The sequence below is a fragment of the Pseudanabaenaceae cyanobacterium SKYG29 genome (assembly GCA_025055675.1).
Classification (GTDB): domain Bacteria; phylum Cyanobacteriota; class Cyanobacteriia; order Pseudanabaenales; family Pseudanabaenaceae; genus M5B4.
The window spans coordinates 114369-138504 of record JANWWT010000006.1 but is presented as its reverse complement, the minus strand read 5'-3'; the positions used below and the strand labels follow the sequence as shown (position 1 = coordinate 138504).

Here is a 24136-nt window from a genome sequence, read left to right as displayed (position 1 = left end):
TTTATCCATCTGAGTGTGTGGTCAACTAAAAGTGGTTGGGTGTATAGATTTGTAACTTCTGTATATCTCCCAGGGTAGAGAGTTCCATAATGACAACTAGAGGAAATTTCTAATCCCTCAAGGAGGGGATGACCTATGGATAGAGATACGTTTGATACGGAATGGCGATCGGAGGAGGTAGTAGAACTAAGACCAGAATGGCAAGGCTTTAAGCCGCATGTGTGGCAGAAGACGATCGATGTGCGAGACTTTATTCAACACAACTACACGCCCTACACAGGGGATGGAACATTTCTAACAGGGGCAACCGATCGGACAAGGCAGCTATGGGCCCAGGTGCAGGAACTGATGCGCCAGGAGCGGGAAAAGGGAGTGCTAGATGCCGATACGGCTTTGCCTTCTTCTATTACTTCTCACCCCCCTGGGTATATTGACAGGGAACTGGAACAAATTGTGGGATTGCAGACCGATAAACCCCTCAAACGTGCCATCATGCCTTTTGGGGGAATTCGCATGGTCAAAAATGCCCTAGAGGCTTATGGCTATCAGCTTGATCCTAAAACGGAGGAAATTTTCACTAAATACCGCAAGACCCATAACGATGGGGTGTTCGATGCCTACACCACAGAAATGCGCAACTGCCGTCGATCGGGGATCATCACGGGCTTGCCGGATGCCTATGGACGGGGTCGCATCATCGGGGATTACCGCCGTGTAGCCCTCTATGGTACAGCCCTGCTGATGGAAGATAAAAAGGCACAACTGCGATCGTTGGAAGTGGAGGTGATGGATGAAGCCACGATTCGCCTGCGGGAGGAGATTTCCGAGCAGATCAAGGCACTCTATGAACTGCAAACCATGGCACAAAGCTACGGGTTTGACATCAGTAAACCAGCCAGTAACGTGCGGGAAGCCTTCCAGTGGTTGTATTTCGGCTATCTGGCAGCGGTAAAAGAACAAAACGGGGCAGCTATGTCCCTCGGTCGGGTATCCACTTTCTTGGACATTTACTGTGAACGGGATTTAGCCCAGGGCAAGATCACCGAGGCGGAAATTCAGGAATTGGTGGATCACTTTGTCATGAAGTTGCGGATGGTCAGATTCCTGCGCACGCCTGACTACAACGAATTGTTCTCCGGTGACCCCACCTGGGTAACAGAAGCGATCGGGGGAGTGGGGGAAGATGGCAGACCCCTAGTGACGAAGAACAGCTTCCGCTTTTTGCAGACGCTTTATAACCTGGGACCTGCGCCAGAGCCAAATTTGACAGTGTTGTGGTCGGAAAAATTGCCGCCGAATTTCAAACAGTTCTGTGCTCAAACTTCCATCGCTACCAGTTCCATTCAATACGAAAATGATGACTTGATGCGACCCTACTACGGCGATGATTACGGGATTGCCTGCTGTGTTTCGGCAATGCGGATCGGCAAACAGATGCAGTTCTTTGGCGCAAGGGTGAATTTGGCAAAAGCTCTCCTCTATGCCATCAATGGCGGTCGGGATGAAAAGAGTGGTGAGCAGGTCGCTCCTCCGATACCACCGATTACGAGCGAGGTGTTGGACTTTGAGGAAGTAAAAGAGCGTTATGAACAGGTCTTGGCGTGGTTAGCTCGCACTTACATCAACACTCTTAATGTCATCCACTACATGCACGACAAATACTGCTACGAACGGATTGAGATGGCATTACATGACCGCGATGTCTATCGCACTATGGCTTGTGGGATGGCGGGATTGTCGGTGGTGGCTGATTCTCTCTCGGCAATTAAGTATGCCCAAGTGCGACCGATTCGGGATGAGCGGGGCATTGCTGTCGATTTCACTGTGACAGGGGAATATCCCACCTACGGCAACAATGACGATCGGGTGGATGAGCTGGCAGTATGGCTAGTGCAGAAGATGATGTCGGAGTTGCGCAAACACAAGACCTACCGCGATGCTGTGCCTACTCAATCTATTCTGACGATTACTTCCAACGTGGTCTACGGCAAGAAGACGGGCACGACCCCCGATGGGCGTAAAGCTGGTCAACCCTTTGCCCCTGGCGCTAACCCCATGCATGGACGGGATTGCTGTGGTGCCATTGCTTCCCTGGCTTCGGTGGCTAAACTGCCCTATGCCGATAGCTTGGATGGCATTTCTAATACTTTTTCCATCGTGCCCCCTGCTTTGGGACGGACAGAAACCGATCGGGTGCTGAATTTAGTAAACATGCTGGATGGCTATTTCCATGATGGGGGGCATCACCTCAACGTCAATGTGTTGCAAAGGGAGACTCTCCTCGATGCTATGGAACATCCTGAGAAATACCCGCAGCTAACTATCCGCGTATCGGGCTATGCGGTAAACTTCATCAAACTCACCCGTGAGCAACAACTAGATGTCATCAGTCGCACTTTCCACGAACGCTGTTAGGGGCAGAATCCACTCCTACGAAACTATGGGCACGGTGGATGGTCCAGGAATTCGCTTTGTGGTGTTTACCCAGGGCTGTCCCCTCCGTTGCCTTTATTGTCATAACCCTGATTGTCGCAGTATCTACGGTGGGCGGGAGGTGACGGTAGCAGAGGTACTAGCAGAAATTGGCAAGTATCGTTCCTACTTGCAGGGGGGTGGGGTGACTGTCAGCGGGGGAGAACCTCTAATGCAACCAGAATTTACGGCGGCACTTTTGCAGGGGTGTCATGCCCTCGGCTTGCATACTGCCCTGGATACCTCTGGCTATTGTCCTGTGGCGGTGGCAGAGCCTGTTTTAGCCCATACTGACCTGGTGTTGTTGGATATTAAGTCCTATGACCCCGAACTTTATCAACGGGTGACCCATGTGTCCCTGGAGCCGACGTTGGCAATGGCTAGACACCTCGATCGGATAGGCAAACCCACCTGGATTCGTTTTGTGCTTGTCCCTGGTTTAACTGACCCCCGCTCTAATGTGGAAGGGTTGGCAGATTTTGTGGCTACGCTCAAAAATGTGGAACGAGTAGAGGTTTTACCTTTTCACAAGCTAGGGGAATACAAATGGGAGCGGCTGGGGTTGGAATATCTGCTCAAAGATACGCCTGAGCCTAGCCCAGAGTTGGTGGCAGCAACAAAGGCTATTTTCCGCGATCGGGGTTTGTTCACACCTTAGGTATTCATGGCTGACCAACAGGAAGCTCCCATACTGGCGATTCTCGATCGTTATTTTAGACAGCCACCCACAGCTTTCTATTTCCCAGGGCATCGGGGTAAGGGGTATGACCCATTTTTATCCCATTTGTGGGGAGGAGGTCTATGGCGATCGGATGTGCCAGAATTACCAGGGGTAGAGGCAGCGATCGAGGAGGCGGAAAGTTTAGCGGCTGATTTGGTGGGGGCGCAGCGGTCATGGTTTCTCACCAATGGGGCAACGATCGGGATTCAGGCTATGTTCCTGGCTTTTCCTGGAGCAAAAATTTTGGTGGGGCGGAATTGTCACAGGTCAACTATTGGGGGGATGGTTTTGGCAGGCACTGTGCCTGTTTATTTAGCCACAGAACTTGATACCACAGGGGTAGATTTGGGTGTCAGTCCCAGCACTTTGGAGGTGGCTTTGCAGCAGCATCCTGACACTCAGGCAGTATTTCTAGTCAGTCCCAACTACTACGGGGTGTGTGGGGAGGTAGAGCAATGGGTAAGGTTGTGTCACGATCAGGGTATTCCCCTTCTCCTAGACAGTGCCCATGGTGCCCATTTGGGGTTTCATCCTGGGTTTCCCCCTGCTCCCCTCTCTCTAGGGGCTGATTTAGTGGTGCAATCCACCCATAAAACGGCTGTTTCTTTGACCCAGACTGCTATTTTGCATCTCAAAAGTGATTTGATTGGGGGAGAAACGATCGATCGGGCTTTGTCTTTGTTGAAAAGTACTAGTCCTAGTTTGCCCTTGTTAGCTTCTATTGACAGTAGTCGACGGTTGCTAGCAACAGAGGGGCAGTTTTTATTAGAAAAGGTGCTGACTTGGAGTGAAAAGTTAAAAGCCAGAGTGGATTGGTTGACAAGTTTCGATGACCCCAGTCGCATTACAGCAATTCCCCCTACAGGTACAGGCTTTGACCTCGATCAGTGGTTATGTCATCAATCACCTCCCCTCATTGCCGAATTGCCAACACTACAACATTTGGTATTTGCTTTAACAATTGGTACAGAGGTGGAAGACATCGATCGGTTAATTACTCTGCTGCAGGAATACCCTATGCCCTGCCGCAAAATTACTATTCCTCCCTATGACTTTTCTTCCATCCAGCAACCCGTCCTTACTCCCCGCCAAGCCTATTTTGCTCCCAAAGAAACCGTAGCACCTCCAGCCGCGATCGGTCGTATTAGTGGTAGTATAATTTGCCCCTATCCCCCTGGCATTCCTGTTATTTTACCGGGGGAAATAGTAGAGAAAGAAACTATTGCCTACTTAGAAGCAGTGGTGGCAGCGGGAGGCATTATCCCAGGGTGGGAAAAAGGCATAGAAGTCCTAGTTGGCGCGGAATAAATCTGACCAGAAAAGGGCAAAAATAGCATTCTTTTCCACCACAAATAAATCAAAGGGGTCAGGACCATCCACATGACGACTCATCACCCCAAATCCTGTCCTGACCGTCGGCTTTTTCCAATTGAGGGGGGTAAAAAGTGGGAGTGGGGAGCGGAGAAATTGATCAAAATTAGTCGATGAATTCATTCTATTTGTAAGAGATTGAATAATTAGTTCCGCCCGATCGGAATAGGCATCCTCCGTTGCCTGTAGCCAAGCTTGGCGGATCAGATTTGGTCGCTTTTGTGGATTATACCAGGCACTGATGAGTTTCTCAGTTGCCGTTTTAGGCTGGTCAATAATTTGTTGGAGCTGATCACGGCGGTCTTCGATTACATCCGCTAGAAGTGTAGCAATTGGTTGTTTAACCGATCGTAATTCTTGCACTGCCTGCGGTTTACCTAACCACCAATTTAGTACTGCTAAATTTAAGTCCCGTTTTTTTGCCTGGTACTCCTGCGCTAACACATCAGTAACAGAAGCATAAATACCCTGCAGTTGTTGAGTACGCCACAGGGGGCTAGTAATAAACAGGGGATGAAATAAACATTCTTCCACAATTGCCTTGATAGCGGCTTCATCTTTACCCTGCCGCAACAGAGTCAATCCCAAACCAAAATGCAAAGCGGGTCGATGGGGTAGTAATTCTATGGCTCGACGGAATGCTATTTCTGCCGATTGTACATTTCCTTGCTTGTAGAGTAACCAGCCTAACTGATGGTAGTTAAACTCTTGGTAGGGATTAGTTTTTATAGCTTGCTGTAAGTAATCAATTCCTAACTGCCTATCTGTCTCTAGCTCATCTTGCCCATGCCAACCCTTCCAACCTAAATTCCACCCCAATTGACTAGCGTAATAACTTTCCCAAGGAGCTAGTTGGAGAGCACGGCTTAACTTGGTTTGAAATTGGTCAAAGGCTGTTTCTGCCTCCGTAGTGCGGTAAACCCGTAAATCGGCAAAAGCTTGACTAGATAAATACCAAGCCCAGTCTATCGGGACAACCCAAACTATACTGCCTAACAATAATGCCCAACCTGATAAAGAGACAGCCTTGCGCCAACGGGGCACAAAAATACATTCCCGACTATCACTCCAGTATAACCAAACTAACAAATAAATTATCAGGGTTATACTAATTGCTAAAACATCGATCTGATAATCTAAAATCGCCACACCCAAATAGCCCACTAAACCAATTGTTACCCCCTCCCGCCACATATTGTAACGGGCATTAGCCTGGGGTCGCCAATTAACTCGCAATAGTAAAAATAATAGCCATAACAATAGTAAAATACCCGCAATCCCTAGCTCCGCCCAAATTTGCAAGGGAGTACTGTGCACTTGAAAATCCATTTCAGCAAGATTAATTGCCCAACTTGGTCGAAATTTTTGATACAGCAAAGGAACTGACCCTATCCCAGCACCAATTAACCAATGGGATTCACCAATTTCCCAGCCTACTGTGTTAGTAACCGATCGGTAAAACCATTCCCTATGATTGCCTGGGGATACAACTAAATTGCGCAAGTAGCTGTTAGCCATCACAAAAATTGTCAACAGTACCCCCACTGCCAAAACACTAACCCAACTAAGACGGGATCGTTTGCCTAGGCAGAATAGAAAACTAAGTAGCATGATAGTTAAACCCACTAAACCAACATAGGAACTGGTACTAAACAAAGCTAGCAAACCCAAAACAAATCCCCCCAATCCTAGCTTTTGCCAGAAGCCCTTTTCTGTAATTGCTAAAGTCCAAAGTAGCGGCAGTGCTAATACTACGTAACCAGCTACATAATTACTATCACCAGAGGGTAAAGCATTGTGTAAGTTTTCCCTAAAGGGATGGAAATAACGATCGATACCTCCCTTATTTAGGAGTTGTATATGTTGCCATTGGGGTAATAATTTTTGACTTGACCAGAGGAGCAAACTTTCGATAATATAAATTGTTTGTAGGAGAGCGTGAAACTTCAACAGACCAATTGGATTCTGGCTAATTTTCAATTCCTGCCACAGAGCATAAGCGACTGTAATAAATGCCAAAGCTATACTGCCCTGCCATACTGCCTGGGGTTTGAATTGGGCAAAAACACAGTTAACAAATAAAATAGCAATTACAATTAGAATCCACCGATCGATGCCATTGCCAAATAGATAAAAGGGTCGCCCCTGGGGATACAGACGGAGCAGGAATAAAACAACCATTAAAATCAGTCCCCCCTGCCAAAACACAACAAAGGGGTAAGCAATCATGTGGGGGGTCAACACTACATTCTGCCAGTAAATATCGGGGGTGACAGTAACTAAAATGTAGAGCAGCAGGGCAAAAAAGCCAAGGATTTTTCCCGACAACATACCTATAACCAGTGACCCTAGAGTTAAGGTAACATTTCTGTGAGGTAGGAGAGAATGTTAGCCTGCAATAAGTCCCCTACCTCTGTGTATAATCAAGCTAGACCCCTAACCGAGGTGTATGTCCAAACTACAATTTTTTCTCGTCTCGACGATCATTACCTCAGCATTACTGCTCTTTGTTGGTGGCAGAGATAGTCACACCTTTGTTCCTATTTCTATTCTCGTTGCCCTCTCCTACCTGGGTAATCGCTTTATCCCTGAGCCTGTCTGGGAACAGTTTGCCCGCTGGGTCAATCGCACCACTAATCGCTCGCTCCTGAAGACAAAAATGAAGCGGCTGCCTCCCTCCCGTCTGCGGCGGTTGCGCTAATGATCGGCGTTGGTATTGTCGGCACAGGCTTTGTTGCCAATTTGCGGGGAGAATTGTTTGCCCAGTATCCAGACATAAAAATCGTTGGTTATGCAGGCACTCCCCACCGTCTATCCAGCTTAGCGGAAAAGTTTAATTGTGCAGTTTTTCCCCACAGTGAAGACCTCATCAACCTACCAGCAGTAGACCTAATTGTCGTTGCTAATACTAATAGTGACCATTACCCCATAGCTAGACTGGCCCTAGAATCTGGCAAACATGTGGTAGTAGAATATCCACCTGCTCTGACCTACCATGAAGGGTTAGCTTTGGCGGAGCTAGCACAAAGGCACAGCAAACTATTGCATATTGAACACATTGAACTTTTAGGGGGTGTCCATCAAGCCATGGTGACACATTTGCCCCAGATCGGTCAGGTATTTTTTGCTCGCTATGGGACAAAATCTCCCCAGCGCCCTGCCCCTGATAAGTGGACCTATTACCCCGATCGCTATGGCTTTCCCCTGATTGGTGCTCTATCCCGCTTGCATCGATTTACAGCCGTTTGGGGTGAGGTAGCCCAGGTAAGCTGTCAGGTGCGTTATCGGGGTGAGCATTTACCCCAGAGGTACAGTTATTGCTACTGCGATGCCCAGTTAATTTTCCGTAACGGTACGATCGTTAACCTGCACTACAGCAAAGGCGAATACTGTTGGCAAGCAGAACGGAGTTTAGAAATTCACGGGGAGCGGGGGGGCTTATTCTTCCAGGGTGATAGTGGCAAGTTGGTCAATACTGAGGGGGAAGTTACACTGACGGTCGCTCCGAGTCGGGGTCTCTTTGCCATCGATACGCAACAGGTGATAGCCCATTTGTTAGAAGGAAAACCACTTTACGTCCAGCCCTCTAGTTCTCTCTATGCCCTCCAAGTCGCGGAAGCTTGCCGATTGGCAGCCGAGACTGACAAAATAATTGATTTAGTATAGACTGGGAAAGACTGGAGGAAAGGTTATGAAGTTAGACGAAATAGAGGCAAGGATGCAAAAGTGTATTGAAGCCACCCAGAGTAATTTCAATACGGTGCGCACGGGACGGGCAAACGCAGCGCTCCTCGATCGGATTATGGTGGAATACTATGGTACTCCTACGCCCTTAAAGTCTCTAGCTAGTATCAACACACCGGATGCCACTACCTTGTTAATTCAGCCCTTTGATCGCAGCACCTTGAATTCAATCGAGCGAGCAATTAGTGAATCGGATTTAGGGTTGCCCCCCAACAACGATGGTCATAGTATTCGCTTGAACATTCCGCCTTTGACAGCAGAACGACGGAAGGAATTGGTGAAGATGGTGGGGAAATTAGCAGAGGAAGGAAAGGTAGCTATTCGGAATGTGCGCCGTGATGCCATGGACATGGTGAAGAAGGAAGAGAAAAACAAAACTATTTCCGAAGATGAAGCGAAAAAGCTCCAGGAACAGGTGGAAAAACTGACAGAAAAATACATCAAAAAGCTAGAGCAAATTCAAGCGGATAAAGAAAAAGAAATTTCCAGTATCTAAAAAGGCGTGGGCTGTACTAGTTCTAGCCCCTGACCAGTACGGGGGTGAACAAAGTGTAATTCTCTAGCATGGAGATAGAGGCGGGGGGCATTCTGTTGACAGCCATAGAGAGTGTCTCCCCAAATGGGACAGCCAAAGTAGGCAAGGCAATGTACACGCAGTTGGTGGGTACGTCCTGTATGGGGAACTAAAATCAAACGGCTGGGTATGCCCCGATCGGTGACCTGAAATTTAGTGCGACTGTTTTTCCCTTGGGCTACTACACCGTAGCGGGGGGGAGCGATTCTGCCAAGGGGCAAGTTAATTTCTCCTGCCTCTGCGGTAATTTCTTTGGCTATGAGGGCTTCGTAGATTTTATACACCCGATCGTGCCAGTTTTTCGCCAGCTGATGTTGTGTTTGGGGATTTAAGGCAAACAGTAACAGACCAGAGGTAGCTTGATCCAGACGATGGACGGGATAAATATGCTCTGTGACCAGTTGACGTTTTAAGCGCGTGAAGGCACTATCCACACAATGGAGTCCAGGTACAGATAGGAGTCCAGGAGGTTTGTTGATTACCACTATGTCCCTATCCTGATAGACAATCTCTACCATTTGCTCTGGTAATGAGAGGTACTCCTGCAGGAGCTTTTCCTGCTGTTGTGCTACTGTTTGTCTGTATTCGTCTTGCAGTTGTTGTAGCTCTTTGTCAATGGCTCTTATTTCTGCGGCTAAGGGTTGCAGTATTAGCTGCCAGCTGCGCCGTAAATCTCGTCTTTCCCGTTTTTCCAAATAGCTGAGGCGATCGAGGTGAGCTAACTCTGTTTCTGCTCCTTGCTGCTGTAGCATCTGTCTAAGAACTAGCCGGTCTTGTTTTTGTTGTTTATGCCTAGCCACTAGGGCTTGGTATTCCCTCTGAAATTCTGACCACAATCGATTGTATTCCTCACGCACAGGGGATACAGCTAGCTCTTGCATACGGCGTTTTATTTGGGCAAGCTTGTGATAGATAGTTTTATCCACCATTTAACCGCTGCAGTGCCATTTCTGCACAGTATTGCAACTCCCAAATAGGAGAATTTAGGTATTTTTTTAGCTCAGGTATTGCCCGTTTATCCCCTAATTCGCCTAGGCTAATAGCAGCACCCGATCGGGATTTTTGAAATTGCGGTTGGGTATTGTGTAATGCCTCCATCAAGACATCGTAACCAGGGGTATACTTAAGCCAGCCAATTAGCTTGACCACATGGTAATGAGCACCATAGTCATTGCGAGCCTCCCCTGTATAAAATTCCTCTACCAGGCGCGCCCCTGCTACATCAGGATAGTGTTGCAAAATTGTCAGAGTAGCTAAGTAACACTTGCCAAAATCCGTGTCGTAGAGGTCTTGGACTAATCGATCGAGGCTCGGCATATCATTATATTTGTGTAGTAAGCGGAGGGTAGAGGGATGGTCAATTAAACACTGCTCTAAGTAAGACTGATATTGTGCCTTAGGTAAGGAATTAGTTTCTGCCAGGAGTTTAATTCCCCGCACACGAAAAACCAAAGAGACAGGTGCACAAGCAATCGCAGGGATAGCAGAAATATATTGGGCATCGACAATATCTTGAATAGCCATCCGCCGCACCATGGGACTACTATGCCACAGGAAATCTAGTACCCGGGCAAAATTGGTTAAATCCCCATCTAAGACTGCTAAAGCACTCAAAGCCGCACTGGCAATGCCTGGGTCAGGATGGTCAACAAATTTTCTCACTTGAGGTACGGCTGGCTGATAGCCTAGCTTCCGTAAAGTCTGCAAAATGACGCGATAAGATTGGTCTTGGGCGGTCAATAAACTGGCAATCTTAGCCAAAATTTCCTCCTCCTGGACCTGCATTTCCCCCAATGCCCACACACAGTTTTCCACTAAATAACGATCGGTCTCCCCTAGGCATGCCACTAACAAGGGAATCGCTTCTTTTGCCTGGAGTTTGCCTAAGCTCTCCGCTGCTTTCCGTCGCACAATTCTGTTATCTAAGTCGTCGTCTTTTCTGGCTACAGCCCGCATCAGCGCCGATCGGGATTCTGGCGTGTTAAAGTTAACCAAGTGGGCAGCGGCTACATACCTCACATCCCCTACCCCCAGGTCAGCTTTGGGCTTGTCTAGGAGAGTAATCGCCTCTGCCTCGGTCATAGCGTAAATGCGTAGAAACCGATCGTTCATCTGTTACTCCGAAATGCCCTTTTTGATACCATACTAGGCTATCCTCAGAAACTGATAAAAGAGGGGGAAAATTTCCCTGTTTCCACTAGCCGAAAAGCCTGGGGTAAAGCTTCTATAACATCGATCGTGCGTACACTTTCTTGGTGTTTTTCTGTGGCTGCTACTTCCCCTGCTAGACCATGGACAAATACACCGATTTGCAGGGCAACAATTGGTTCTAATCCCCTGCCCAAGAGAGCCGTGAGCACACCTGCTAGGACATCTCCCATCCCTCCCTTCGCCATAGCAGCACTGCCGCGGGTTGAGAGATAGACCTGCCCCTGGGGAGTAGCGATCGCTGTGCGGGCGGATTTGAGCACGATGTAACAGCCCCACCGCTGGGCAAATGCCTGGGCGACATCGGTTAGATTTTCGCCAATCTCTGTTTTGGCCAATCCACTCAATCTGTGGAATTCCCCCACATGGGGAGTGAGGATGGTTATCCCCACCCGCTCTTTGAGTAAGTCAACTCCCTCATCTGCCAGATTATTGAGGGCATCAGCGTCTAACAAAAGAGGTGGTTGCACCTGGCGGACTAATTCTCTCACAACCGCCCTACCCCCACTATAGCGATCCATACCCATCCCCACCGCCACCGCCGTAAATCTGTCCTGCATTGCCAGGATTAGTTCTGGAGAATCCGCTGCCAGTCTCTCTTGCCCTGGTAAAGGCATACTCATCTCCTCTAGGAGCACTGTTTCCACAATCTGGTTGAGACCGCTAGGTACACCCACCGTCACCAAACCTGCCCCCGATCGGGTACTTGCCCTGGCTGCCATCATCACTGCCCCAGTCTTGCCACTACTGCCCCCAATCAACAATACATGACCCATCGAACCCTTATGGGCATCCACTGGTCGAGGGGGGAGGGAGACTGTGAGGAGAACTTCCCTGTTGATGCCCTCTGCCAAGGTCTTGGGGATACCTATGTCTGCCACATAGAGTTTGCCGCAGTTTTTGCTAGCAGGATGGAGGAAATGACAAAGTTTAGGAAATTGAAATGTCACCGTCAGAGTTGCACTCACAGCAGGGGTAACTGCCCTACCACTGTCTGCCATCAGTCCCGATGGTATATCAACAGCCACGATCGGTAGCCCTGCCCCATTCATCCTCTCGATCCACATCTGCCCTGCCCCCCTTGGCGGTGGCGTAAATCCTGTGCCGAATAGAGCATCCACAATGAGGTCATAGCGGGCAAAATCGACAACCGACAGGGGCGACAATCCCAAATTCTGGAGAATATGGTACTGGACTTGGGCATCCCCCTTGAGGTCATCCCCTAAACCTAAAACATAATCTACGGAGTAACCCAGGAGATGTAATTGACGGACTATGGCTAAACCATCCCCCCCGTTATTGCCTTTACCTGCTATTACCAGAAACCGCCGACAATGGGCCAGCTCCCACCTCACAGCAGTCACTACTCCTAAGGCGGCTCTCTCCATCAAAACTAAACTAGGTATGCCTATCCCCTCGATCGCTTGACGGTCTAAGGCTTGCATTTCTTGTGCTTTTAATAATTTCATAATTTTGTGGCTAAGACTGGCACTCAACCTGGGGGCCAATGCATCGATCGTCCCCCCAAAACATGAATATGGAGATGGTAAACTGTCTGTCCGCCCTGGGGTCCACAGTTGATGACCAAGCGATAACCCTGGTCTAAATTTTCCTGTTTGGCAACTTTGGCTGCCACTAATAATAGATGCCCAAGCAGACTTTGGTCCGCTGCAGTTGCGTCCGCAATGGTGGGAATTGCTTGTTTGGGAATCACCAAGATATGGACTGGTGCCTGGGGGTTAATATCCCGAAATGCCAGGGCTAGATCATCTTCATAGACGATCGTGGCCGGAATCTCGCGGCGGATAATCTTGCTAAAAATTGTGTCAGGACTGTTAGTCATGGTGCGTTAGGTGATGTACTTAGCTAGTTTTATAGGAATTTGCCCACCGATGCAAGTCCGCCCCCAATTTTGGGCTTCTTATCAAGGAAATGTAGTGACAAATTAGGAAATAGGTGAGTAAAATAGCCATTAGTTCAACTAACAAGTGTAGGGATATAGGTAAACAAATGGTAAAACAAGTTGCACTGACGGGAGAAGCACTCCTTAAGAAAGTTAAAGAATTGGATCACCTCAGCGAGAAGGAAAAGGCGAAAGCCTGTGGGTATATTACTGTTACCCGCGATGGCAAGAACCGCGTCAATATGATGAAGTTCCTCAACAATTTGAATGCTGCTGTGTTTGAAGCAGAAGGACTAACTCGTGGTAAACATTCTGGTCGGGGGGGCAGAAGTGCTAGCTATCGTGTTAGTGTGCAGAAAAATGGTAACCTGCTGATCGGTTCTACCTATACGCAAATGATGGGGTTGCAACCGGGGGATGAATTGGAAATTCGCTTGGGACGGAAACATATCCACCTGCGCCCAGTTAATTCCTCTCTGGCGGAATAGTCCCTAAGAGTTGCTGCAAAGTCGCTAGTAATTCTCCCTCTGGACAACTAACTAATTTGACTTGCCGCGGCACAGAAGGGGGGCTATTTCTCACCACGATCGGTACACGACCTAGGTAAGTGTTTGTGTAAATCCGATCGAGCATTGTTGCCTGCCCTAGTACAATCAAGTTAGGTTGCCAGAGGGGGGCAAATCGTTCTGCTTGCTCCACATCGTCGACGGTCATACAACGGAAGGGCAGGCTATTGGTTTCTGTCCAATCCTGGCAAGCGATGCAGAGAATTTTTTCTGTCCTTTTAGGTAGGAATTCTCGTACTTGGTCGGCACTAATTTGCTGATACAGTTTGAGAGGAATCGATCGGCACTGGCTATCCTGCTGCAACAGATACCTTATGTCCTTGCCCCCCAATAACGGTAGGTTGTAGTTGGCAAAAATACACACAGGACGGAACTGGCGAGCTTTTTCGAGGGCTTCAACCCCCGATCGGGCAACCACAGGGAAGAACTGGGCTTGGCTAACAGCGTCGGCAATAGTGGTAATCTGCTGGGGATTGACTTCGGCAATTAGGACTAACTGGCGATAGGGACAGCTGAGGGGAGCCGAGGGCAGCAGCAGGGTAAACTCATTGCCTTTGCCTGAGTAGGAACGAAACGTCACATCTCCCCCATGCAAGCGAGCTAGGTGTCTCGTGAGAATTAACCCCAAGCCTGGGTCACTAAAATTTCCCCCCGGCGGCAACCTCTGGTCTCCCTTAGCAATGCTTCTGTGCCACACAGAGAAAGCCATCCAGTTCTGCCATGCCTCTACTCTGAGTTCCACTTCTGGCACCTGGTCTTTAGCACTAAACTGACAGGCATTGTGCAATAGATGCCCTAACATTTGCTGCAGCCGAGAGGGATCAGCCACGATCGTGTCAACGTCAGGGGCAATTGCCAAGTTGATGCGGGGAGGTCGGGGTAAGTCCTGCTGTTGTAGTTGTTGGATGACCTGCTGGCAGAGGGGAAGAATTTTAACCGTCGTCAGGTGCAGCTTGAGGTGTCCCGTTTCCGCCTGGGTGACATCCACCATTGTGCTGATGACCTGTGCTAGCCGATGACCGCTGCGGTGAATAGCTTTCAGGTAATGCCGTTGTTGTTCAGTGAGGTGGTGATGTAGTTGTCGCTCCAAGAGCTCTGTCATGCCCAAAACTACCGTCAAAGGGGAGCGTAATTCATGGGTAACACAGGTTAGCAATTCGGGCTTTACTCTCCCCTGTTGGGCGCTGTTGTCAAAGACAGGTTTGTGCTGAGCAACAATGATCTCCCAATCAGCAAAAATACCGCCTAACTTGCCCTGGTGTAATTCCCAATTACTCAGCTCCCCACGACAGTGTTCTTGCCACAACTGATTGGTCATAATACCTAGCTCACTCCGCACCATGACAGGCAGCGGCAAGGCTTCCAGAAACGGTTGCAGGTCAAATTCCATAACAACTGCCTAAGGTCTCTTCCATTTTGCCCCTCTTTTTCTGCAGACAAAAAAACTACAGAATTTAGATAGAAATTTGTTAACTTATATTGCAGTCCCTCAGTTTTGGGGAGTAACCTATTATCAGGGGAGCTAGGGGCAGATACTCCCCCTGGAAAACTTCCCAGTTGACAAAGTTTACTACCTTAGCCAGTTCTGCTGATGTTGGGCAAGGGAATTAGGCAAACCTAGGTTAAGATGCATGTATTGCTTTTAACAAAAATTTTATGGTTGAGCGACCCATTAAAAAATCTGACTTGCCCCCCCAGGAAGCAACTGATCAGCCTGCCCCAACGGAAAAGCAAGACCGTAACCGTAAAAAACCCCGTTCCCGCGATCGCAACCAGAAGCGAGAAGCCGCCAAACCTGCCATCCCCCCTGCCCTCGTGCGTGGTCCCAAGCCCCAGCCCCCAAAGCCAGCACCGCCCCCAGAGGCAACTGCAGAAGAGTCGCAGGGGAATTGAGGGCAATCTTATAATGAGATAACCCTACACAAGACTGGATGGAAACCCTAGAACTGCTGGAGTGGCAACGCCTATGTAAACATCTTTCTACCTTTGCCACCACCAAATTGGGCAGAAATCGCGCATTGGCACTGGCTATCCCAGACTCGATCGAGACCAGTCAAATCCTCTTGCAACAGACGGCGGAGTGCTACCGCCTAGATGCAGTGGTACCAGGTGGTCTATCCCTAGAGGGGATTCGCGACATTACCGATGCCTTGAAGCGGGCAGAACGGCAGGGAACCCTCTCAGCCATGGAGCTGGTGGATATAGCCAGTACCCTCAATGGTGCACGCCAGTTACGCCGCAGCCTGGAAAATCGGGATGGGTTTCCCCTGTTGCAAAGTATGGTGGGTGACTTGCGTACCTATCCCGAACTAGAGCAGGCAATCTACCACTGTATTGATGAAAGTGGCACTGTTCTGGAACGAGCCTCTGATAAGTTAGCTAGCATCCGCCAGAATCTACGCACCCTCAAAGACCACATCTGGCAAAGTTTGCAAGCCCTCATGCAGCGGAAAGCCTCCGCCCTACAGGAATTGGTGGTGATGCAGAGAAACGATCGTTACGTCCTTGCGGTTAAAGCCAGCCATAAAGACCAAATTCCAGGGGTAGTCCATGACAGCTCTAGTAGTGGCATGACCCTATTTGTAGAACCAGAAGCCCTCGTACCGAAAAATAATCAACTACGGCAACTGCAAGCCCAGGAAGAGCGGGAAATTGCCCAGATATTACGACATCTCAGCGAAAAAGTCACCGCTGTTGCCTCCGATCTCCTGTACATGGTGGAAGTGGTCACCAAGATTGACCTAGCCCTTGCCCGTGCCCGCTACGCCTATTGGTTACAGGCATCTCCCCCTCAGTTTGGCGATCGGGATACACCTATTAATCTCCAGCAACTGCGTCACCCACTCCTGGTATGGCAAGAACGCCATGAACAGGGACACCCCGTTGTACCCATCGACATCAAAATCCCGCCCACAGTCACCGCTGTTGTCATCACTGGTCCCAACACAGGTGGGAAAACTGCCACGCTCAAAACCTTGGGACTAGCTGCCCTGATGGCAAAGGCGGGGTTATTCATCCCTGCCCAGGAGCCAGTTTGTCTGCCCTGGTTTGACCATGTATTAGCCGACATCGGCGATGAGCAGTCCTTGGAGCAAAACCTCTCCACCTTTTCGGGGCACATCACTCGCATTGTGCGCATACTGCACCAAGCTACTCCCCAATCTCTAGTACTGTTGGACGAAGTGGGAGCGGGTACAGACCCCACAGAAGGCAGTGCTCTGGCTGCCGCCCTCCTCGAACACTTTGCTGGGCATGCTCGCCTCACCGTTGCTACTACCCACTTTGGCGAACTGAAAGCCCTCAAGTATCGCGACCCCCGCTTTGAAAACGCTTCTGTTGAGTTTGACGATGTTTCCTTAGCTCCCACCTATCGCCTCCTATGGGGTATCCCAGGACGATCGAAAGCCCTCATTATTGCTAAGAGATTAGGGGTACCACAATCCATCTTAGAACGGGCGCAGGCGCAAGTCGGTTTGGGGACAGAAGAGATTAACCGCGTTATCGGTGCCCTCGAACAGCAACGGCGGGAACAGGAGCAAAAAACCGCCCTGGTCACCCAACTCCTCAAGGATACGGAGCGCCTCCATCAGGAAATTCTCCTCAAGTCGGGTAATCTGCGCACTCAGTACCAGGAACTACGTCGCCAGCAGGAACAGGAAGTTAAACAGGCAATCGCCCAAGCGAAAAAGGAAATTGCCCGCGTCATCCGCAAACTGCAAAACAGCAATCAAACTGTGGCTGATGTGCAATGGGCAGAAAAACGAGTGGAAGAGCTGCAAAAACGCCATCTGCCTCCCCCTCCCCCAGCCACAGAGCAGGAATATATACCCCAGGTAGGCGATCGGGTGAAGATTATTCCCCTTGATAAAGTTGGACAAGTCCTTACGGCTCCCAATGGGGCAGGGGAAATCTCCGTCCGGCTGGGCACCCTGAAAATGACCCTCCCCTGTAAGGATGTGGCACCCCTGCCAAAAGGCTGAGCATTACTCTCCTGACTTTGCCAAAAACAGTAGTCACATTCGGCAACTTGGTGTATGCTAACACGGGATTAGGCAGTGCCCTTTCTGGCAAATTTGCCTGCCTTTGTCCCCATACCGACAGGAAAGACTATGATGCGCAAATTTTTGTCTCTAGTTTCTGCTACCTGTGCGGGAGCCATTATGGCGGCTGATGCAGCCCTTGCCAAATCCAATCGGTTAGAAACTTTTGTCTTCAATCTGTCAGAAAATCGTCTTGAGTTTTCCACTCAGGCAGAAGTACAACCCAGGGGGATGGTGATTACTGACCCTACTAGATTGGTCATCGATTTGCCAGGGACAGTTTTCCATCGTCCTACGGTCAAACGCCCCATTGGTAACGCTATCCAGGAAGTGCGTGTGGGACAACCTGAACCAGGCACGACCCGTCTGGTGGTCGAATTTGCGCCCGATTTCCCGATCGGCAATGATCCCCTTTATTTAACACCCCTCAGCCCCAAACACTGGACAGTCCAGTTACCCAACCAGGTAGCAGCTCTGCACCACAGGGTAAAGAGTAGTTTTATCTGGCCCCTTATTGGTGAATTAACAGCAGGATTTGGATGGCGGATTCATCCCATCACAGGGGACAGACGACTACATAAAGGGATTGATATTGCTGCTCCCATCGGTACTCCCATCCTTGCCGCTGCCGACGGTGTAGTCAAGGAAGCAGGTTGGGATGACGGCGGTTATGGCAACAAAGTAGTGATTAGGCACTTTGACGGCACGGAAACTCTCTATGCCCACAACAACCGTTTGTTTGTCAGTGTAGGGCAGACCGTTAAACAGGGGCAACCGATCGCGGAGGTAGGTAGCACTGGCAGGAGCACGGGTCCCCACTTGCACTTTGAAGTTATTAAAGAGGAGCAACTCCTTGACCCCTTGGCAGTCCTACCCCTGCGTTATATTTTGTTTGATGTAGCTGCTAGTTAAACCTACAACGGGCGACGGAAGCGATTACGGCGGCGGGCATTCTCGGCTTTGCGCTTACGTTTTTCGGCAGGAGTTTCGTAGTGCTGACACCGTCTCACATCAGCAATTAAGCCTGCCTTTTGGATTTTCTTCTTAAACCGCCGCAGTGCCGACTCGATCCCTTCGTTTTCCCCGACAATGATCTGGGTCATACAGTCCTTTTACTAGATTGCTTTCCTATTATAGACAAAATCTGCCCCCTTACGCCGATCCCTACCCAAGGGCTTAAGTACTTTGACCTAAAATATCATCCCTCTAGGGGAATATAAAAAAAAGATTAAGTGATCCCCAGGTTAGCAAATTTTTACGTCAGAATGAGTACAGATTCAAACGGGACCAGCTTAATAAAGGTCTTGAACGTCAAAAACAATATAGTATGTCGTGGGGGAGCGTGTTTTTATCCCCCTTTTTAGTGTGGGAGCGGGGCTTGGAAATAGGGGAAATTTTAGCGGGCTATAGCCAGGGCTACTTCCTCATGGCGGATGAAAGGGGGCAATTGGGATGGTACGGCACCAAAGTACGTACCTTGATCCCCCTGGATGGGAGGTTTCGCTACCCCAAATCCCTGCGTCGTGCCCTCAACCAAAACTGGTTTACAGTGGGGATCAACCAGGCATTCCCTCGGGTAGTAGAAGGATGCGCCGATCGGGTAGATACGTGGATTTCGCCAGAACTGAAGCAAATTTACGGGGAGTTACGGCAGCGGGGCTATGCCCATAGTTTTGAGACCTGGCAGGGAGAGGAATTAGCGGGGGGGATTCTGGGGATCACGATCGGCTGTGCTTTCATTGGTGAGTCGATGTTCTACCGCATTCCCGATGGCTCCAAGGTGGCTATGGTCAAGCTGGTAGAGCACCTACGAGCACGGCAATTTCTCCTCTTTGATGCCCAGTTGATGAATCCCCATCTCGCCCGCTTTGGTGCCTACGAAATTCCGGATAGGGAATACCGCCAGCTGCTGCAGAGGGCAATCAAGCAAAAATGTTGCTTTCTAGACTAAAAAAGGAGCCTAGCGGCTCCCCCAGTTTGGCAATAAAAACTAGCTAACACTCGCGACCGTAGGGCCACTTCCAGTTAGTAATCTCCTCTTTGTCAATGCCATGCTCCCGCGCATAGTTGAGATTGTCAATGATGGCGTTCTTCATCCGTTCCTTGACATAGGCAGCGCGGGATTGTAACTTCGGCACCCGATCGATGACATCAATGACCAGGTTGAACCGATCGATTTGGTTGCGGATAGCTAGTTCCAAAGGCGTATTAATATTCCCCTCCTCCTTGTAGCCCCGCACATGAATGCGCTCTTGGTTAGTACGGCGGTAGGTGAGCTTGTGAATGAGCCAGGGATAGCCGTGGAAGTTGAAGATAACCGGCTTGTCGGGTGTGAATAGGGTATCGAAATCCCGATCGGAGAGTCCGTGGGGGTGTTCCGTTTCCGGTTGCAACTTAAACAAGTCCACGACATTTATAAAGCGCACCTTCAGCTCAGGGAATTCCTCCCGTAGGATTGCCGTTGCTGCCAGAGACTCCATCGTGGGAATATCACCACAGCAAGCCATGACCACATCGGGAATATCCGGTTCCTTACCGCAGTCATCATTACTAGCCCACTCCCAGATACCGATCCCCTTGGTGCAGTGCTTAATTGCCTCCTCCATCGTCAGGTACTGCAGGTGCATTTGCTTATCGGCGACAATGACATTGACATAGCCCTTACTGCGCAGACAGTGGTCCGTGACCGACAGGAGACAGTTAGCATCCGGGGGCAAATAGATGCGGGTAACAGCTGCACTTTTGTTAGTAACTAGGTCAATAAACCCAGGGTCTTGATGGCTAAAACCATTGTGGTCTTGCCGCCACACCACCGAAGATAGCAGGATATTCAATGAGGAGATAGGGGAACGCCAAGGCACTTCATGGCGACAGATGTCCAACCATTTAGCGTGCTGATTCACCATGGAGTCAATCACATGGGCAAAAGCTTCGTAGGTGTGGAATAAGCCATGCCGCCCCGTGAGCAAATAGCCCTCTAACCAACCTTCTAGGGTGTGCTCACTCAACATTTCCATCACCCGTCCATCGGGGGAGAGATGACCACCGTCCTCATCCTCCGGTAAATAATCCGCCAACCAAGCTTTCTTAGTCACCTCGTAGAGGGCATGGAGTTTATTGGAAGCTGTTTCATCGGGACCGAAGACACGGAAATTGTGCATATTCTTCTTCATCACGTCCCGCAGGAAGATGCCCATAATTTTGGTATTTTCCGCCTCCACCACCCCAGGGCTGGGAACATCAACGGCATAATCGCGAAAATCAGGCATCACTAAGTCCTTGCGCACGACACCGCCATTGGTGACGGGATTGGCACTCATACGGCGATTGCCCTTGGGAGCCAGTTCCTTTAGTTCGGGGCGTAAGCGACCGTTCTCATCGAACAAGTCCTCTGGCTTATAGCTCTTTAGCCACTGTTCCAGGAGTCTAAGATGCTCAGGATTTTTATGCATCCCTGACAGCGGTACTTGGTGGGAACGCCAGAATCCCTCTACTTTGTGACCATCTACTTCCTGGGGACCAGTCCAACCCTTGGGGGTGCGGAGGACAATCATGGGCCACTTGGGACGGAAGGGCTTGCCCGTACTCCTTGCCTCTAGTTGGATTTGGCGAATTTGGGTAATGCAATCCTCTAGCACCCTTGCCATCTTTTGATGCATCTCCATCGGCTCTGACCCTTCCACAAAATAGGGGGTGTAGCCATACCCACGGAAGAGGGACTCTAATTCCTCATGGGAAATGCGGGATAACAGGGTGGGGTTAGCAATTTTGTACCCGTTCAAATGCAGGATAGGCAAAACTGCACCATCGCGGATAGGATTGAGGAATTTATTAGAGTGCCAAGCTGTTGCCAAGGGTCCTGTTTCCGCTTCCCCGTCTCCTACTACACAGGCAGCAATGAGGTCAGGATTGTCAAATACAGCACCAAAAGCATGGGACAGACTGTAACCGAGTTCGCCCCCCTCATGGATAGAGCCGGGGGTTTCGGGGGTGACGTGGCTGCCAATGTGCCCTGGGAAGGAAAATTGCTTGAAAAATTTCTGCATTCCCTCCTCATCTTCGCTTTTGTCGGGATAAACCTCGGAATAAGTACCTTCCAGATAGACAGGCGCTAATACGCCGGGTGCCCCATGCCCAGGCCCTGCCAAGAAAATCATGTTGAGGTCATATTTCTTGATCAAACGATTGAGGTGGACATAGATGAAACTTAAGCCCGGTGTTGACCCCCAGTGTCCCAGCAGCCGATACTTGACGTGCTCTGGCTTTAATGGCTCCTTCAACAAGGGATTGTCCCGCAGGTAGATCATCCCCACTGCCAAATAGTTGCAGGCACGCCAGTAGGCATGTATTTTCTCTAGTTCTTCGGGGGAGAGGGTCTCCTTTTCAGCAAAGGTTGCGACTGTCATAGCTGTTATTTAGCGCTCTATGAGTATCTTTACTCCGATCGATTGGCTTTGGCAGTATATTTCTTGTTTTCTTTATTTTTTGGTGTATAGCGTAATGTTTCTTAATTTTGCTTAACTTTTATCAAGTTACTAACTGTAATTGATGTAAATTTCCTTGAACTAATAGGGGGAGCTAGGTGGGAAGTGCTAGCTAGACTGGTGTAACCGAACTAATGTAAGATTTTGACGGTGGTTTATGATTTTCCGGGATGAGGAGTTGGTGGGCAGCCGGAATGTCGCTCTTCTGGCTAGGATGGGTGGGAGCTGGAAGAGCAGAGTTATTCCCTAGGCTAGTTCTGCGGGAGCAAATCGATAGCTGGTCACAGGCAATCTACGAGCCGAGTTTACCAGTGGGAGCCGAGATAGGGAGCTTAGGTAAGGAGCAACTACCCCTGGGCAGTCAACCTGCAACACAAGTTTTGCTAACTCACGAGAGACTACAGGAACAGATTGATAGTCGGTGGTTAGAGGTATACGAACCAAGTTTGATCCTGGCAGGGGAGTTTATGCCGATCGAGGTAGTGCAGATAGATATAGTACGGGGTGGCAGCGACCCAACGATTATTAATAAATCCCCTTCCGACCCTGTACCTACTCAGGTTGCTTCCGCCAAACCAGAAACGATCCCTTTCACTCTAGAGGAAGCGATCGCCAGGGGAGAGGCAGAAAGTCAGGAATTAAAAATTGCCCGCAAAGAATTAGAACGGGCGCAACTAAGTTTACAGGAAATTAAGCTGGGATTTTTCCCTAGCTTGGATTTTAACTTAGGTCTAAATCGTACTCTCAGTGCTGATGAAGATATTGCCGCCCAGGTTGGTCGCTCCCAAGGCTTGCGCAATTTCAGCTTTGCCCAACAACGGATAGGTGAACTCAATAATCAGCTCTCCTTCCTCCAGTCCCAGCCAGCGCCAGACCAGTTTGCTGACCCGATCGGTTTCATGCAACGGGAACAACAACTACAAGCTATTCGAGAAGAACTGAATAATGCCCAGCAACAGCAAAGTCAGGCTTTAAGTCTTATCGGTGGGGGGGCATCTCCCACAACCAGAGTGCAGGCGGATTTTACTGTCTCCTACAACATATCCAGTTTTGGGCGGCGGGAACGAGATGTCAAAGCGGCAGCAATTCAGGTCAATATTGCCGATTTGGCAGTCAAAATTATTCGGGCGAATTTGCGGTTAAATATCAGCAATGCCTATTACGAACTGCAGGATGCCAAAGAACAAATCCGCATTGAGGAAGCTGCCCTCAAGGAAGCCAACCGCAGTAGGTCAGATGCTACCGCCCTTAAGGAAGCAGGTTTGGGCACTAGATTTGATGAACTGAGTGCTTCTGTGCAACAGGGGAACGTTTTACAAAGGTTAGTACGGGCCCAGTCCCAAGTACAGATAGCTGCTAGTCGTCTGGCGGAGTTACTCAATTTGCCCCCTAATGTCCTGCCTGAACCCGCGGATCCCCCGACCCGTTTGGCGGCAACTTGGGATAAAACTTTAGCGGAAACGATCGAGTTAGCTTTACAGAACCGCCTGGAACTGCTGCAACAACTAGAGCAGAGTCAATTCTTCCGTGAACAAAAAGCCCGTGCCCTGGCGGAACTCTCCCCCAATCTCAATTTATCCGCTTCCTTTAGTACCGTATTTACTAATACTGATAGTAGGAGTGAGAGTGCTGCTAGGGGACTAGGAGCAGGTTATGCCCTAGGGGTAAATTTAACCTGGAATTTAATTGACTGGGGCAGGGCAAAAAACAGAGCTGAACAGGCGGACAAGTCCCAGGAAATCGCTCTCCTACGCCTAGAACAAATTAAGAACCAAATCCAACGGGAAGTAAGGGAAGCCTACGCCCAACTGCAAGCCAGTGCCAGAAATGTAGAAGCAGCTCGCTTAGTGGTAGAACAGGGGGAGAATGCCCTGCGTTTAGCTCGTCTCCGCTTCCAGGCAGGAGTAGGTACGCAAATTGAAACCCTCACTTCGGAGACTCAGTTAACCCAGGCGCAGGTGAACCTCAGCCGTGCTATTTTAGACTACAACCGCGCTTTTGCCGCTTTGCAACGAGCGATCGGGGCTACCGCACAATCTACAGCACCATAAAC

General features: G+C 49.5%; 20 protein-coding genes. 12 read left to right on the top strand and 8 right to left on the bottom strand.

The features are described 5' to 3' along the window. The first annotated feature begins 135 nt into the window (after positions 1-135). Genes pflB through NZM01_10760 form a run of 3 tightly spaced genes read left to right on the top strand, consistent with a single transcriptional unit; the run spans position 136 to position 4501 of the window. Positions 136-2415 (top strand): formate C-acetyltransferase, encoded by a 2280-nt coding sequence (gene pflB / locus NZM01_10770; protein MCS6960516.1) that lies wholly within the window; start codon positions 136-138, stop codon positions 2413-2415. Further along, on the top strand, positions 2381-3130 hold the full coding sequence (pflA, locus tag NZM01_10765) for a pyruvate formate-lyase-activating protein (protein MCS6960515.1): 750 nt from the start codon (positions 2381-2383) through the stop codon (positions 3128-3130). Before pflB ends, pflA begins: the two co-directional genes overlap by 35 nt. A 6-nt stretch (positions 3131-3136) precedes the next feature. Then, entirely contained in the window at positions 3137-4501 is a 1365-nt protein-coding gene (locus NZM01_10760; GenBank protein MCS6960514.1) for an aminotransferase class V-fold PLP-dependent enzyme, read from the top strand. Here the strand turns inward: NZM01_10760 and NZM01_10755 are convergent. Further along, a complete protein-coding gene (locus tag NZM01_10755) occupies positions 4484-6895 on the bottom strand; it encodes a tetratricopeptide repeat protein (protein MCS6960513.1) in 2412 nt (803 codons plus the stop codon). The two genes, NZM01_10760 and NZM01_10755, sit on opposite strands and share 18 nt — an antisense overlap. Before the next feature lie 118 nt (positions 6896-7013). On the opposite strand from NZM01_10755, the gene NZM01_10750 reads away from it, so the two are divergent. From NZM01_10750 to frr, 3 genes are read left to right on the top strand one after another with little or no spacing between them, the layout of a single operon-like run. Further along, a complete protein-coding gene (locus NZM01_10750; GenBank protein ID MCS6960512.1) occupies positions 7014-7265 on the top strand; it encodes a hypothetical protein in 252 nt (83 codons plus the stop codon). Continuing rightward, entirely contained in the window at positions 7265-8230 is a 966-nt protein-coding gene (locus tag NZM01_10745; GenBank protein ID MCS6960511.1) for a Gfo/Idh/MocA family oxidoreductase, read from the top strand. The genes NZM01_10750 and NZM01_10745 overlap by 1 nt, the downstream gene beginning before the upstream one ends. A gap of 25 nt (positions 8231-8255) precedes the next feature. Then, positions 8256-8804, top strand: coding sequence for a ribosome recycling factor (frr, locus tag NZM01_10740; GenBank protein MCS6960510.1), 549 nt, complete (start codon positions 8256-8258; stop codon positions 8802-8804). Here frr and NZM01_10735 read toward each other — a convergent pair. The 4 genes from NZM01_10735 to NZM01_10720 are packed head-to-tail and all read right to left on the bottom strand — an operon-like array spanning position 8801 to position 12933. Next, a complete protein-coding gene (locus NZM01_10735) occupies positions 8801-9811 on the bottom strand; it encodes a pseudouridine synthase (GenBank protein ID MCS6960509.1) in 1011 nt (336 codons plus the stop codon). The genes frr and NZM01_10735 overlap by 4 nt on opposite strands. Next, positions 9801-10994 (bottom strand): HEAT repeat domain-containing protein, encoded by a 1194-nt coding sequence (locus tag NZM01_10730; protein MCS6960508.1) that lies wholly within the window; start codon positions 10992-10994, stop codon positions 9801-9803. Before NZM01_10730 ends, NZM01_10735 begins: the two co-directional genes overlap by 11 nt. Before the next feature lie 44 nt (positions 10995-11038). Next, positions 11039-12559, bottom strand: coding sequence for an NAD(P)H-hydrate dehydratase (locus NZM01_10725; protein ID MCS6960507.1), 1521 nt, complete (start codon positions 12557-12559; stop codon positions 11039-11041). 23 nt (positions 12560-12582) lie between these two features. Next, on the bottom strand, positions 12583-12933 hold the full coding sequence (locus NZM01_10720; protein MCS6960506.1) for a histidine triad nucleotide-binding protein: 351 nt from the start codon (positions 12931-12933) through the stop codon (positions 12583-12585). Positions 12934-13100: 167 nt separating this feature from the next. Between NZM01_10720 and NZM01_10715 the strand changes: the two genes are divergently transcribed. Further along, positions 13101-13481: an AbrB family transcriptional regulator gene (locus NZM01_10715; protein ID MCS6960505.1), complete on the top strand. Its 381-nt coding sequence runs from the start codon at positions 13101-13103 to the stop codon at positions 13479-13481. Here NZM01_10715 and NZM01_10710 read toward each other — a convergent pair. After that, complete coding sequence (locus NZM01_10710; protein MCS6960504.1) at positions 13459-14949, bottom strand: hybrid sensor histidine kinase/response regulator; 1491 nt, start codon at positions 14947-14949, stop codon at positions 13459-13461. The two genes, NZM01_10715 and NZM01_10710, sit on opposite strands and share 23 nt — an antisense overlap. Positions 14950-15215: 266 nt before the next feature. Between NZM01_10710 and NZM01_10705 the strand changes: the two genes are divergently transcribed. The 3 genes from NZM01_10705 to NZM01_10695 all read left to right on the top strand — a co-directional run bounded on the left by NZM01_10705 (position 15216) and on the right by NZM01_10695 (position 18511). Next, positions 15216-15452 carry a hypothetical protein gene (locus NZM01_10705; GenBank protein MCS6960503.1) on the top strand — a complete coding sequence of 79 codons (237 nt, stop codon included), beginning with the start codon at positions 15216-15218 and terminating at the stop codon, positions 15450-15452. A gap of 38 nt (positions 15453-15490) precedes the next feature. Next, positions 15491-17539, top strand: coding sequence for an endonuclease MutS2 (locus NZM01_10700; protein ID MCS6960502.1), 2049 nt, complete (start codon positions 15491-15493; stop codon positions 17537-17539). 129 nt (positions 17540-17668) lie between these two features. After that, complete coding sequence (locus NZM01_10695) at positions 17669-18511, top strand: peptidoglycan DD-metalloendopeptidase family protein (GenBank protein ID MCS6960501.1); 843 nt, start codon at positions 17669-17671, stop codon at positions 18509-18511. Between the two features lie 2 nt (positions 18512-18513). Here the strand turns inward: NZM01_10695 and rpsU are convergent, their stop codons facing one another. Beyond that, the gene (gene rpsU, locus NZM01_10690; GenBank protein MCS6960500.1) at positions 18514-18702 is read right to left on the bottom strand and encodes a 30S ribosomal protein S21; all 189 of its coding nucleotides are present in this window, start codon (positions 18700-18702) and stop codon (positions 18514-18516) included. Positions 18703-18941: 239 nt separating this feature from the next. Here rpsU and aat point away from each other — a divergent pair, with 239 nt between their 5' ends. After that, entirely contained in the window at positions 18942-19550 is a 609-nt protein-coding gene (gene aat / locus NZM01_10685; protein ID MCS6960499.1) for a leucyl/phenylalanyl-tRNA--protein transferase, read from the top strand. Between the two features lie 43 nt (positions 19551-19593). Here the strand turns inward: aat and NZM01_10680 are convergent, their stop codons facing one another. Then, positions 19594-22005 (bottom strand): phosphoketolase family protein, encoded by a 2412-nt coding sequence (locus NZM01_10680; protein ID MCS6960498.1) that lies wholly within the window; start codon positions 22003-22005, stop codon positions 19594-19596. Positions 22006-22277: 272 nt separating this feature from the next. Between NZM01_10680 and NZM01_10675 the strand changes: the two genes are divergently transcribed. Next, complete coding sequence (locus NZM01_10675; protein ID MCS6960497.1) at positions 22278-24134, top strand: TolC family protein; 1857 nt, start codon at positions 22278-22280, stop codon at positions 24132-24134. The last annotated feature ends 2 nt before the right edge of the window (positions 24135-24136 follow it).